Below are 12,071 nucleotides of genomic sequence, written 5' to 3'. Positions count from 1 at the left end.
AATCATCAAAGTCTAACCCATGAAATTCTTCAATATAAGTAAATATAGCCTTCTTAGGCTTTAAACCATTAATAATTCTGAGATTATCTCTTTGATTGCATCAATTACTACCTTTGGCTTGTCCTTTTGTATGTAATGCCCACAATCTTCAACAATGATGTGTTTACTATAATCTGATAATGTTACTAAGTCTCGTTGATAGTTTAACCATGCTTCTTCGGTAATGGTAGCAGAGCCTTCCCCTTTATGATCAGCTGTAAGAACAATTATTGGAATGTTTCTTAATGCATCCCTTGTTCTTATTTCTTTTACTTGTTTAGCGCTGACTAATAACCCATCAAAAGTTTGCTCTTCATCAATCAATTCTCTTTTCACAATATCTATTTCTTTTGAAGAGGACCGTTTCACCCTATCATCAAATTGATTTTCATGTGAACAATCAACAAATATAATGCCATATACTTCTTTAGGGTATGTCCCAGCAAATAATCTGGCGTTATATCCTCCAATTGAATGTGCAACTATAATATAGGGCGCTTTAACCTTTGCTTCATTTAAAACAGCATATAGTTCGTGAACCTGGTCTAAGCTGGTTCTTTTCAAGTCAACTTTATCACTATTTCCAAGCCCTGCCCTATCATAAGAAAATGTTCTTGTATGTTTTGAAATTTCATCTTGCACTGCATTCCAATCATCATGAGTACAACCTAGTCCTGATTCAAATATAACTGTTGGTTCACCTTCCCCATAACAATTAGCGTATATCTTCAAGCATTTCATTTTTTCAATTTTTATAAACATAGAATTTCTCCTTATATCCTTTTATTAAAGTTTACATATCATTATAGTTAAATCTTGATAAGAGCCATCTTTTAATTTTTCTGCATTCTCTATTGTTCCACATAATTTAAATCCATTTCTTTTATAAATATTAATTGCACTTATATTATCTTGAGCAACAGTAAGTTCCATTTGCTCATATCCGATTTCCTTAGCATTTTCAAGGCAATACTGAGTTAACATTGTACCAATCTTCATATTCCAATATTCTTTCAGAATACTAATACCATAGCCACATCGATGCATTATTTTGATTTTATTACCTATCCCAAATACTGTTGCATTACCCACTAACCTTCCATGGATGAAAGCTGCTATATCAAAACTTCTTTCTGATTCTAATTGACCTGAAATATATTTCTTTTCATCATCCAAATTTGTGTTAATTTCTTCTGGGTATCTACTTAAATTATTTGTTTCTCCAGAAGTTTTACATAAATAATCTAGCATTTCTTTTGCATCACATATTTCAGGACTTCTGAGTATTACATCTTTATTATTTTTTAAAATAAACCTACGTTCTAATATCCTCATAATTACCCCTCACATTTTATATCCCTTAACTATACTTCTTTATAGACTGCTCCATATTCCATTTCATTGCCAACATGTCTGCTAAGAAAATATCCACCAAAAGTTTACCATCCATCTGATATTCTTGTTTAGAAACCTGTGCGCCAAATTTGTGATAAAACTGATTTGATGGTGCATAATGATGGTTATAGATAGCAATGGTTTCCATTCCCTTTTCAAGATAGAAATCCAATATATAAATCATCATCAACAGAGAAATTCCTCTATTTCGCTGGTCCGGATGTACCCAAAGACCGTTCAATTCTATCCCCTTTTGTGGTATGTCATAGGTTTCAGCAAAACTGCTAAATGCCACTCCTAACATCTTCTCGTCTTCAAATGCGCCAATCAATAACCGAATATCATTATTTTCTTTGGCTGTATTCATCCATTCTACCCAGGAATCTAATTCTTGAGAAATAGAAAGGCTATTTTCAGCTTTTCCAGCCAATTCTTCTGTCCAACACAGAATCTTTAATTTTATTGCTTGTTTCATATCTGCTTCCGTTAACCTTCTAACTTTAATCATCATTTCATCCCCTAATTATACATATAATTTTTATTTCATCTTAAAACACCTTTTTACTTTTAATTATTCCTATAACTATTAACTGTAGAATTATGATTACTATACTAACGAATATGAGAAGTCCGACAGCTGTAAAAGGTTTAAAATAATAACCCCATTTTTCGCCTGTTGAACTGATTACCAGTAAATAAGAGGCTATAAACGATATAATGTTGCCCAATGCACCTACAGGTAAATTATGTGTTTTCTTGCAAATAAAAATCATGGGAATTAAAGTTGCAATCATTAAGCCATGACCAATCATTGAGCTATTTATTAAATCCTGATACATTGAAAAGTATACATATGGAAAAGAAAATACTACCAACAGTAATAACCTAACAATCCATTTTTTCACACCCGCATTCCTCCATTTAAAAGATATAAATAATCTATGCTATTTTATTAAATCCCGACTATTATTTTCTAAATATTATTCCAAATATCATAAATACAATTATCACAATCCAAAAAATCATTAAACTAGATAAACCTCTTTTCATTCCATCATATTTAGTATATTTTTTAGATGTCTTATTTTCCTTGTAGCTTAAGATTAGATTGATTAATACAATAATAAAAATAAAGTATGGTAAACTTTTACTCTCCTTATTACCTATAAAAAAGAATATAGCTAATATAATATTTGTTATATTACATAAAAATCTAATTATTGAATATTTGTTTTTCAAAATTACATCCCCTTTACACGTTATACAAGATTAGCGAAAATTCCACGTTTTAAAATGTAGGTGTTTTAATAATCATAAGTTAAAATGTTCCTTTATCATTGTAGCAACAAGTTCTGCTGAAAGATTGGAGTTGTCAATTTTCATATAATTTTCAATCTGTACCTAACCATGGTTACTGACACAACGATACTTCTTATCAGTATTAATAAGTCTTTGGTTAGAACTTTCAATATCTTGGTTACATGCTCAACATAATTGCAAATCTGTAATTTTCATAAGTTCTTGTCCTACTGTCATTTGTTCTTCAAGCAATTACAACAATATGACTAATCAAATATAACATCCCATTTTTCATTCTTATGTGCATCAAAACACATTTTGATTTGATCATAAACATTTTTATTTTCATCTATGATAGGCAAATTATCAAGAGAAAAAAAATTACTTTCAGTTGTTTCATTATTTGATTGAAAACTACCACTTATTACATAGCAAAGAACAAACACTTTGCAAATTCCATAAGCGAATTTCGGAGAATTATGTTTATTTCTATCCTGTATTGCAATAATCCTTAGAGGAATAATGTCTAAACCGGCTTCCTCTTTTACTTCTTTAATTGTATTCGAAGAGATTGACTCATTGTAATCAACCCAACCACCTGGGAGTGACCATTTATCTTGCTCTTTTACAAGCAAGATTTTATTTTCGTTGAATATTGCCGCTCGTGTTTCTATTTTAGGTGTCTGATAGCCAGTTTCATTACAAAACAAATCTTTAACCTTTTTAATCGGAAATCCTGTTTTCATACTTACTATTTGTGCTGATATTTCCCTTACTCTCTCAAAACGCTCTTTATCAAACGGATCTTTTGTATATGTTAAGCCATTTTGAGCTATTGATTGTAATTCCATTGCAAGCTTTATTAATGCATCTAAATTATTCATAAATTAACAACTCCTAACTTTTTATAGTGTAATCTTCGTTATATACTAAAGTTCTTCATATATCTTAGATATACGATTGATGAACTCTTTTCTACATCTATACATTAATTAAAGTTTTGTAATAGATGAAAGGTAAAAATATACTTTGACCTACTAGACCTTTCCTGATAATCATCCCTTTATAATATTAATATATGATGACTCCCTCTAAAACGTATATTTAAAAAATCTTTAAAAGTCATAAAATCGTCAAATAAGTCATCTTTGTTTCTTTACGTCTTTCTACAATTCTCTCTTAAATAATTATAATTGTATCATATTCCCATGTAATAAACATTATTTATGTAAAACAAAGGGATAAAAGTTCTTAGAAAAATTAGAATCTGATAATCTTCCCCCAACGCTTCTAATGGCGATATATCTTATCCTATATTGTAACTACCATTCCTTCAGCGCTAAGGTAATCTGAACTCTTATATCCCAAACTACGTTCTAATTACACCTGGAAAATATCAGGAATTAATGGAAAAAGTAGAGGATTATAACTTATTAACTTTAGCTGTAAAATGTATGGAAAATGTTAAGGATAGCGATTTTATAGCTAGTCAAGAAATTATGAATGAATTTGAAATTGAGCAAGGTGTTCTTGATGATATCGAGGTTGAAATAGAATAGATGTGCTGGATAATAGAATATTTAGATAAAGCTAACATTGTAATTTCTATTAGAAATGATGGAGAAGTATATGAGATTGTGTCAGACAGAATATAATAGTTAACATTCATAGATTTTTGCAAATAAAATCTATGAATGTTTTTTTATAACTTTTCAAGTCAACTTTATTACTATTCCTAAGCCTTGCCTTATCATAAGTTAAACCCTTCCTTTATCATTGTGGCAACAAGTTCTGCTGAAAGATTGGAGTTATCAATTTTCATATAATTCTCAAACTGTACCTCACCCTGGTTACTAACACAACGATACTTCTTATCATCATTGATAAGTCTTTGGTTAGAGATTTCAATATCTTGCTTCGAATTCTTATGATTTAAACGATTTTCTGTAATGTTCCTTTGTAATCTAATTTCTTGAGGTGCAACAAGTTCTATGTAGTAAACATCGGCACCTGTTTTTTTAAAGATATTGGTTACATGCTCTACATAATCCCAATCAGATTTCTGGTCAAAAGCCCACATATATGTAAATATTAATCCATAATTCTCTGATGCAGCAAATTCTTCAAAGATAACCTCTCTCATTCTACTTATTGCCTTTCCGTGAAAATATCCTAGCACCTCTATAACTGGTTCAATTGTCATATGATTATGGAATAATCGCAAATCTGTAATTTTCATAAGTTCTTGTCCTACTGTCATTTTCCCTACAGCTGCATCTCCAATTAAAAATACTAACTTCAAAAAAATCCCCTCCTGTTTATATTTTTATATTATTGCTTAAAATCCTATGGTTGTGATACACCTTATGAAAAATCCATATTAGTTTACTCAACTAATTAATTTTTTTAATCCATGCTTTCCCTTGTTTTCCGATTGATTAGTTAATTGTTATTTTAAAGTACTTCTCATATAACTTTTTAAAGGTGTAAACCCTTGTTTCTTATATACTTCTACAGCTGAACAATTATCAACTAAAACAGTTAAGTCCATGTATTTCGCATTAGCTGATTTACCCCATTTTTTAAATTCTTCTATAAGTGCTGTTCCAATTCCAATCCCTCTATTTTTATCTTTTACATACATGGCATCAAGGGTTACAACTGTGTTATTCACAAATGAACCTGCTTCATCCTTTATAAATCCATGTATAAACCCCATTGTCTCCCCTTGTTCAATTGCTGCAAATGTTACCCGCTGTTTATTATCTAGTGTAGTTGAATACCAATCGCGTACTACTAAATTCTCGCAAATATTTGTATCGTATTTTCTTTCTTCTATAATTAAGCATGTTAACATTTCATCACATAAATCTGCTAATGATTTATCTTCTATTTTGACTATTTCCATACTTCCCTCCAATTACAAATTATCAACCTTAAGTACAATTGCGTATGATTGATCATACAAAATGTATGTCATGATACTATCTTTGCTTTCTTCTATATTCTTTGCAACAAGGCTTCCTGAACTTTCAGCAACCTTATGATCAGAAGCAAATTCATGGAAATCTAAATAGTCATCTTCTTTCCAACTTCTTAAAATAAGTCTATCAGTTTCTATTGTATTCAAGGCAATCTCCTCTAATATACTTTTATCACTAAGACATACTCATCAATTCATTGATATCCCTAAAACTAGAACTCTTAAGAATAGCTTCCTTATGTATTTTGGTTCCATCTTTATATACTTTGTATGCATTTGCACTATCATTAGTTGAAATTATACGATAACTATCATCAACAAACTCTATTGCACAGTCATTATCAAGTGCAATTCCTACAATATTATATGCATTTATCATAGTATCAAGACTTTCACTAGTTCCATCTAGATTATAATGAGGGCAGATAATTAACTCTAAAATTTTCAAACAATCAACTTGTATGTAATCATTAAATCCATCAATTTTAAAATCTTCTGTATTCTGACTTTCAAAATAACACTGTCCGAAGCAAAGAGCACCAGCACTTTTACCGGCCAATACTATTCCTTTTTCATTGGCCTCTTTTAGAATCTTTCCCATGTTAAATTTTCTTAAATACTCCATTAACCTAGATACAGATCCGCCTTCAATATAGATAATATCTGACGAGAAAACTTTTTCTTGAATTTCACTTTCTGTTGGAGTTTCTCTCACTAAAAAAAGCACATCTACCTTACAACCAAATTTACCTTCATATATTTTTTTGAAAAACTCACAGTAACGGATGTCATCACCACCTGCTGCTGGAATATAGAGGATTTTAGGATGCTTTTTTTTAGTTAATTTAATAATTTCTTCATCAATTAAATCTAATGTCAAAGGTGGAGTTACGCCACCTATGGAAACTATCTTTCCCATGAAAACACCCCCATATAAGTTTAGATAGTGTAATCCTCTATTTTAACTTTCCCAAACATTTCTGTCCCATATAACTCATCTTTTAACTGAGAAGTAAACATAGTTACAAACTTTTTTTTCTCATTAAGTATTAATTTTGCACCGTCAGTGGTTAGTAATTTAAATTCATTTTCAATGTAGCTTATTTCGAAGTCTTCAATTCTATCAAAAATCAGTTTGAAGAAATAGGGATTACTTCTATCTATCCAGCTTGAAGCCATAAACATTGACATAACTCCAATTTCATCCACAACATCAGCATCTCTCAATACTTTTAAACAATAATCTACTTCAAAGTCTTCCTTATTGGAGTGCTTTTCAATTAAATATAATAATCTATTGGAATCCTTTATACTGTTACATATTGTTTGATTTTCTTTTAGCCAATCATCAATAATGTCTCTTCCTATAAGTGCATGTCCTTCTCTTTTATGAATTCTTCCAACATCATGTAGTATTGCAGCCAATCGAGTAATTAAAACTTCATCATTAGATAATTCATGGTTTTCATATTCTAAAATCCTCTTAACATAACCTTCCACTCTAAGCGAGTGCAAAACAATAAATTCCCAACTATTTCGCCAAGGATGGGTTGTCTCATAATTAATGTTTTTATCTTTTAAATAAGAAATAAGAAATTTTTTACCTTCGTCTAAAATATTTTCGTTCATTGAAATCCTCCTCCAATTTATTAAAGATTATTTTTAGCCCTTGATTACTTCATTTAATGCAAGAGCAAACCATTCACCTTCAATTGGAATTAGATCATTTTCATTCTTTTCGCCTATGCCTTCAAATATATTAGTAACGTAAGTTTTATAGTTATCATCTATCTCATGTAACTTTCGAGTATATGATTCAGTAAATGAATCTGTTTTAAAATCATAACCCTGCTCAGCGAGTAATTTATTCAATTCTTCAATTTTAGGATTATTATCTTTGATAACCATATTTGAGTTAATTAAGCCTTTCTTACTCACAAACACACCTTCTTTAATACCTTCTAGTGCCAGATTAAACATGTTTTGTATGCCGAAAAAGGATACTGATAAATCAAAAGTATCTTTTAAGAAAGGTAATTTTGTAGCATCACAAGCAATATAGTTTATTTTAGCATTAGGATCTATATTCATAGCCTTAATTCGATCATATTTCAAAACTTCAAAGCTCAAATCAACACATACTAAATCAATAGTATTTCCAAAGCTTTTTACTAGGTTTGTTAAAAGCATACCTCGTCCAGTGGCAATATTAAGAATCTTTTTTGCTTCATATTTATTGATTAAACTGATAATTTCTTCTTTACCTTTTTTGTGAGCATCTAATTCTATTTGAGAAGTTTTTTTTATTGTTATATCTAATTCATCATAATTTAATTCTTTATAAGATTCACTCCAGCTATTTGCATTTTGTTGCTCTTCAGATCCAAAATTAATGACGCCTTCCTCTACTTTCCATTTATGATTATTGATACAAATTAAAGTTCCCTGAATAATTTCTCCATTAATTTGTTCTTTTGATTCGAGTTCAAACTTTTCCTGACATTTTGGACAAACTACCATATCTAAAATATTATTATACACAGAAATCTAGCCCCCTTATTTTTGGTTTTATTCTATTTAATAGTGCCTCTTTCCTCATTTTCAAGGAATATAATAATATCTCCTCTGCTAGGCTGAGCAAAGCTATAACTTAACTTATCTAATATTAATTTTTGATCATTATATAAAGTGTTTTCCATGGAACTTTGCTGTACCAAAACAGTTGCAAAAACCCTACTATTAATCAGTGACGCCATAAAAAATACTGCTATTAAAGAAAAACCCCAATTCTTTATTTCCATTATTATTGATTTCTTTTTAATCATGTTTATCCCTCCAATTTATATCTAGCTTTATTTCTATAATTAAACAAATTATAATATCTGTATTAGCCAGTAACACTTTTATCTACCCATACGTACTTAATATCATTCAAGTTTTCTTCATTCTCATTGCCGCTGCCAATTATCTTAAACCCATTTTTCTCATAAAAATGTTGCGCTTTATCATTAATCTCAAATGTAAATAAGGTCAGTTTCCCATTAGAGTTAGCTTTAGCAAGTTCTAAAAATCTTCTACCTAAGCCTTTTCCTTGATAGTCAATATGAATATATAATTGATTTAATTCATTTTCATTAAAGGCTATCATACCAACAACTATATTATTACCTATAGCAATGTATATTTTGTTGTCTTTATTTAATATATTATTCAAGAAAAATACATGGTTTTCAAAAGAATGCATTTCCTTTTGAGCAATAGCTCTTTCCTTACTTTGTCGCCACATTGTTACTGTTTCTTCAGCATATACTGGATCAAATTCTATTATTTTAATGTTGTTATCTTCCACTTTAATCCACTCCTATTTTCTATACGTATAGCTTTATGTAAAAGTACATTTTCCTTTAGCTATACTTTAATAGTAAATTACTCTATCATTTAATATTCGCTTCATAATGTTCTTCATTAAGGCTCACTACTTCCAGTTCTTTTATATTCTCATTCAATTTCAATGCTAAACTTTCAATTCCAAAGAATTCTGTGAAAGTATGACTGCCAATTATAAGATTTATCCCTTTAAACTTAGCATATTGAATGGTATACAAATTACATTCTCCTGTAATATATACATCACAATTATTTTCAACAGATTCCTTAAGGCACTCAGTGGGTCCTCCATTACCACAGACTAAGCCCACTCGCTTAATTTTTTTGTCATTAAACTTCCAGGATTTAACCGGTTCTTCAAGAAGATCTTCAATAGCTTTCACTAATTCATTAAACTCAATTGCTTCATCATATTCTGCTGTTCTACCAAAATATAACCCTTCCCATTCATGGGTTCTTTTAATATTATTTAAATTCAATTCTTTTAATAAACTATCATTTGTTCCAAAATTACAGTCATCAAGGGGCAAGTGATTATAGTAGTGACTGATACCATACTCGGATAGTTTCTCTATGCAAGCATCTTTCAAGCCATATATCTCATCCCATGCGTTGTGGTGGGTCACCATCATATCAACTCTATGAAGTCTTGCTTCCTCTATAGTATCAAGAGTTAGGTTAACACAGTATCCTAACTTTTTAACTTTTTTATCTGCATTGTATGTAAGTCCAGATTCACTAGAATAAACTTTCTTATTTGCCACATTAAAAAGGTCATTAATTTTTTCAACAATATGTAAGACATCCATATTCTTTACTCCTAACTTCATCATATTTTATCTCTAATTTTCATTATTACTTTTATCGTATTTAAAAGCTTCATCTACTAATACTGGTGCATAATTGAAATAATTTCTTAATATTTCTGCATATTTTATTCTGTCTTTAGGATTTGATAATTCCCTATCTGTTAGGTATAAACTATCATCTTTATATCTTGGAAACACATGAAGATGATAATGCCAAACGTCTTGATTTCCACAAGGCTCATTATGCTGCCTTGAAGATACCCCATGGCATTTATAAACAGTTTTAAGTGCAATAGCGATCTTCTTTTCCAATTCATGAATTTTTGTAGAAAATTCAATTGGTAACTCATAAATATTCTCAAAATGAACATTAGGGATAATAATGACATGGCCTTCATTGTTTTTCCACCAGCCAGCACCAATAAAAGCAGTAACATATTCATCTTTGTAGACAATATCCGCTTGCTTAGTATACAAGTGTTCATTTTCAATTCCATTGACTATTAAGCAAAAGGGGCAAATATAGTCTTTTGGTGCATGATTATACATGTTCATCACTCCTCGTAATATCTAGTGTACACGCTTGTACACTGATTGATTTTACTTGTTTTATACATAGACTACATATCTTTATAATTAAAAAGTATTTTCTATAACACATGGTAAAACACTATAAATTGATTTGCCCATTTTTTCTTCAAAATATCTTTTAGTTTCAAACGTTGCTTTCCATTTATCAATAATATGCTCATGAATTCCATGTCTTAATGCTACGTCAACCATTCTTTTTTCTATTAAACAAATTCCGCTAGGTAATGCTAATGAATCACATAATTGTATCAATTTATCGTAATCGTCGTATTCTATATTCGCAATATAGGTTTTAACAAAGTTATATTCTTCTTCATTGCAATAATCCCATTTTCCAAACGAAGTTCTTATATGATTGCAATCAAATGAATGAGTTAAACAAATTCTTGCTACCAACTCTGCTGCCTTGCCTGCGTTAACTGAATGGTCAATCCACGGCCCTGGATTTAACTTTTGTGCTTCTAGTAATAACAGTTTTGCCTCTTCTATACTCGGAACCCCTTGTTCTAAATAACTTTTCATACTTATAACATCTCCTTTAACGGCATGTATTACGATATTTTAAGTAACTAGATTAATACATTCATCTTTTAGGATGCTATACCTAATACGGTCAATATATTTACCACCACGTAATCTATCGTTTCTCATTAATCCTTCGCGAACAAATCCACATTTCTCGTAACTTTTGATTGCATTTACGTTATCATAATCTACTCTTAACCATATTTTTTCTAAAGTGAATTCTTTAAAGCCTATTATTAACATTTCTTCTATAGCAAGTCTTCCATACCCTTTGCCCCAGTAATTCCTGTTTCCGATGGCTATGTCTAATTCAGCATTTTTACTGACTTTATCAAAGTTTTTAAGATCAACCCAACCAATGTGAATTCCATCTTCTGCAATTATTGATTTCTGATAATATCCATTATCATGACTCTTACAAATACTGATCCATTAATAAGTTTCATCTATTGTAAACGGTGGGTATTTTTCTGGGGTTACCAAAAACTTAGTGACCTCTCTATCTAATGACCAATCATATTTATCTTGTACATCTGCGTCCTCTAAATCTCTTAATATAACTCTACGTTCCATATGCATCGCTCCTTTTTACTAGTTTATATCTTCTATATTTAATAAACATACCTTAAATAAAACAACGTGGTTAAATCGTATTTTTACTATATTATCACTAATTTTTATTGGAACACTATAGACGTTAACCTAATTGTGAATTGCAACTAATGTTTTTGTTGCAGATATTTAGCAGTCCTAATGTGACTGATTTTAGGTAACCAAGTGTGAGTTGGAAGAGGACTTGTACTCAGCCTATATATAGATTATAAGCCATAGTTTTACATATGGCTATATAAAAATAGTCCACCAGCTAAGGTGGACTAAAAGATTTTGTTACTATAATGTAAAAGTTGGTTTAGATGTGCTGCATTACAACATGCCACTTGCCACGTGGGCAATGTCATCAAGTTAGTCTTCAAATAAATTACATTTGAAGTTTGTAACTTGAATTTATTTTAATATGATTTCACAAAGTCTTATCATTGCAA

General features: G+C 30.1%; 20 protein-coding genes. 1 reads left to right on the top strand and 19 read right to left on the bottom strand.

Translation table 11 applies throughout. From position 1 onward, the window contains the following. Positions 1 to 60: 60 nt before the first annotated feature. The 6 genes from LGK97_RS17565 to LGK97_RS17540 form a co-directional block, all read right to left on the bottom strand. A complete protein-coding gene (locus LGK97_RS17565) occupies positions 61 to 801 on the bottom strand; it encodes an alpha/beta fold hydrolase (protein ID WP_226261207.1) in 741 nt (246 codons plus the stop codon). Positions 802 to 825: 24 nt separating this feature from the next. Beyond that, positions 826 to 1,374 (bottom strand): GNAT family N-acetyltransferase, encoded by a 549-nt coding sequence (locus LGK97_RS17560; RefSeq protein WP_226261205.1) that lies wholly within the window; start codon positions 1,372 to 1,374, stop codon positions 826 to 828. Positions 1,375 to 1,399: 25 nt separating this feature from the next. Continuing rightward, positions 1,400 to 1,942: a GNAT family N-acetyltransferase gene (locus LGK97_RS17555; protein WP_226261203.1), complete on the bottom strand. Its 543-nt coding sequence runs from the start codon at positions 1,940 to 1,942 to the stop codon at positions 1,400 to 1,402. A 40-nt stretch (positions 1,943 to 1,982) separates the two neighbouring features. After that, complete coding sequence (locus LGK97_RS17550; RefSeq protein WP_226261201.1) at positions 1,983 to 2,339, bottom strand: hypothetical protein; 357 nt, start codon at positions 2,337 to 2,339, stop codon at positions 1,983 to 1,985. A 61-nt stretch (positions 2,340 to 2,400) separates the two neighbouring features. Further along, positions 2,401 to 2,673, bottom strand: coding sequence for a hypothetical protein (locus LGK97_RS17545; RefSeq protein ID WP_226261199.1), 273 nt, complete (start codon positions 2,671 to 2,673; stop codon positions 2,401 to 2,403). A 326-nt stretch (positions 2,674 to 2,999) separates the two neighbouring features. Next, a complete protein-coding gene (locus tag LGK97_RS17540) occupies positions 3,000 to 3,617 on the bottom strand; it encodes an NUDIX hydrolase N-terminal domain-containing protein (RefSeq protein WP_226261197.1) in 618 nt (205 codons plus the stop codon). Between the two features lie 522 nt (positions 3,618 to 4,139). Here LGK97_RS17540 and LGK97_RS17535 point away from each other — a divergent pair. Further along, entirely contained in the window at positions 4,140 to 4,292 is a 153-nt protein-coding gene (locus tag LGK97_RS17535) for a hypothetical protein (RefSeq protein ID WP_226261195.1), read from the top strand. Positions 4,293 to 4,483: 191 nt separating this feature from the next. Here the strand turns inward: LGK97_RS17535 and LGK97_RS17530 are convergent, their stop codons facing one another. The 13 genes from LGK97_RS17530 to LGK97_RS17470 form a co-directional block, all read right to left on the bottom strand. Continuing rightward, a complete protein-coding gene (locus LGK97_RS17530; RefSeq protein WP_226261193.1) occupies positions 4,484 to 5,035 on the bottom strand; it encodes an AAA family ATPase in 552 nt (183 codons plus the stop codon). Between the two features lie 147 nt (positions 5,036 to 5,182). After that, positions 5,183 to 5,641, bottom strand: coding sequence for a GNAT family N-acetyltransferase (locus tag LGK97_RS17525; RefSeq protein ID WP_226261191.1), 459 nt, complete (start codon positions 5,639 to 5,641; stop codon positions 5,183 to 5,185). A 12-nt stretch (positions 5,642 to 5,653) separates the two neighbouring features. Then, positions 5,654 to 5,863 carry a GNAT family N-acetyltransferase gene (locus LGK97_RS17520; protein ID WP_226261189.1) on the bottom strand — a complete coding sequence of 70 codons (210 nt, stop codon included), beginning with the start codon at positions 5,861 to 5,863 and terminating at the stop codon, positions 5,654 to 5,656. A gap of 28 nt (positions 5,864 to 5,891) precedes the next feature. Next, a complete protein-coding gene (locus LGK97_RS17515; RefSeq protein WP_226261187.1) occupies positions 5,892 to 6,635 on the bottom strand; it encodes a Type 1 glutamine amidotransferase-like domain-containing protein in 744 nt (247 codons plus the stop codon). Between the two features lie 20 nt (positions 6,636 to 6,655). After that, positions 6,656 to 7,345 carry an HD domain-containing protein gene (locus LGK97_RS17510; RefSeq protein ID WP_226261185.1) on the bottom strand — a complete coding sequence of 230 codons (690 nt, stop codon included), beginning with the start codon at positions 7,343 to 7,345 and terminating at the stop codon, positions 6,656 to 6,658. Between the two features lie 33 nt (positions 7,346 to 7,378). Further along, entirely contained in the window at positions 7,379 to 8,257 is an 879-nt protein-coding gene (locus LGK97_RS17505) for a class I SAM-dependent methyltransferase (RefSeq protein ID WP_226261183.1), read from the bottom strand. A 32-nt stretch (positions 8,258 to 8,289) separates the two neighbouring features. Beyond that, positions 8,290 to 8,541 (bottom strand): S26 family signal peptidase, encoded by a 252-nt coding sequence (locus LGK97_RS17500; RefSeq protein WP_226261174.1) that lies wholly within the window; start codon positions 8,539 to 8,541, stop codon positions 8,290 to 8,292. Positions 8,542 to 8,603: 62 nt separating this feature from the next. Then, positions 8,604 to 9,065 (bottom strand): GNAT family N-acetyltransferase, encoded by a 462-nt coding sequence (locus tag LGK97_RS17495; RefSeq protein ID WP_226261172.1) that lies wholly within the window; start codon positions 9,063 to 9,065, stop codon positions 8,604 to 8,606. Positions 9,066 to 9,150: 85 nt separating this feature from the next. Next, positions 9,151 to 9,912, bottom strand: a complete 762-nt coding sequence (locus LGK97_RS17490) for a Nif3-like dinuclear metal center hexameric protein (RefSeq protein ID WP_226261170.1) — start codon at positions 9,910 to 9,912, stop codon at positions 9,151 to 9,153. Between the two features lie 33 nt (positions 9,913 to 9,945). Continuing rightward, entirely contained in the window at positions 9,946 to 10,461 is a 516-nt protein-coding gene (locus LGK97_RS17485) for an HIT family protein (protein WP_226261168.1), read from the bottom strand. Between the two features lie 87 nt (positions 10,462 to 10,548). Continuing rightward, entirely contained in the window at positions 10,549 to 11,025 is a 477-nt protein-coding gene (locus tag LGK97_RS17480) for a phosphohydrolase (RefSeq protein WP_226261166.1), read from the bottom strand. A 39-nt stretch (positions 11,026 to 11,064) separates the two neighbouring features. Further along, positions 11,065 to 11,451: a GNAT family N-acetyltransferase gene (locus LGK97_RS17475; protein WP_226261267.1), complete on the bottom strand. Its 387-nt coding sequence runs from the start codon at positions 11,449 to 11,451 to the stop codon at positions 11,065 to 11,067. Between the two features lie 9 nt (positions 11,452 to 11,460). Continuing rightward, positions 11,461 to 11,601 (bottom strand): hypothetical protein, encoded by a 141-nt coding sequence (locus tag LGK97_RS17470; protein WP_226261164.1) that lies wholly within the window; start codon positions 11,599 to 11,601, stop codon positions 11,461 to 11,463. Between the last annotated feature and the right edge of the window lie 470 nt (positions 11,602 to 12,071).

The sequence above is a fragment of the Clostridium sp. CS001 genome (assembly GCF_020443565.1).
Taxonomy (GTDB): domain Bacteria; phylum Bacillota; class Clostridia; order Clostridiales; family Clostridiaceae; genus Clostridium_AD.
This window is presented reverse-complemented; position numbering and strand designations above follow the sequence as displayed.

What these genes read in the sequence shown, in the direction of transcription:
- LGK97_RS17515 (WP_226261187.1), bottom strand. Translation starts at nt 6,635, where the DNA reads ATGGGAAAGATAGTTTCCATAGGTGGCGTAACTCCACCTTTGACATTA.
- LGK97_RS17510 (WP_226261185.1), bottom strand. Translation starts at nt 7,345, where the DNA reads ATGAACGAAAATATTTTAGACGAAGGTAAAAAATTTCTTATTTCTTAT.
- LGK97_RS17540 (WP_226261197.1), bottom strand. Translation starts at nt 3,617, where the DNA reads ATGAATAATTTAGATGCATTAATAAAGCTTGCAATGGAATTACAATCA.
- LGK97_RS17470 (WP_226261164.1), bottom strand. Translation starts at nt 11,601, where the DNA reads ATGGAACGTAGAGTTATATTAAGAGATTTAGAGGACGCAGATGTACAA.
- LGK97_RS17480 (WP_226261166.1), bottom strand. Translation starts at nt 11,025, where the DNA reads ATGAAAAGTTATTTAGAACAAGGGGTTCCGAGTATAGAAGAGGCAAAA.
- LGK97_RS17485 (WP_226261168.1), bottom strand. Translation starts at nt 10,461, where the DNA reads ATGTATAATCATGCACCAAAAGACTATATTTGCCCCTTTTGCTTAATA.
- LGK97_RS17525 (WP_226261191.1), bottom strand. Translation starts at nt 5,641, where the DNA reads ATGGAAATAGTCAAAATAGAAGATAAATCATTAGCAGATTTATGTGAT.
- LGK97_RS17555 (WP_226261203.1), bottom strand. Translation starts at nt 1,942, where the DNA reads ATGATTAAAGTTAGAAGGTTAACGGAAGCAGATATGAAACAAGCAATA.
- LGK97_RS17560 (WP_226261205.1), bottom strand. Translation starts at nt 1,374, where the DNA reads ATGAGGATATTAGAACGTAGGTTTATTTTAAAAAATAATAAAGATGTA.
- LGK97_RS17500 (WP_226261174.1), bottom strand. Translation starts at nt 8,541, where the DNA reads ATGATTAAAAAGAAATCAATAATAATGGAAATAAAGAATTGGGGTTTT.
- LGK97_RS17490 (WP_226261170.1), bottom strand. Translation starts at nt 9,912, where the DNA reads ATGGATGTCTTACATATTGTTGAAAAAATTAATGACCTTTTTAATGTG.
- LGK97_RS17535 (WP_226261195.1), top strand. Translation starts at nt 4,140, where the DNA reads ATGGAAAAAGTAGAGGATTATAACTTATTAACTTTAGCTGTAAAATGT.
- LGK97_RS17565 (WP_226261207.1), bottom strand. Translation starts at nt 801, where the DNA reads ATGTTTATAAAAATTGAAAAAATGAAATGCTTGAAGATATACGCTAAT.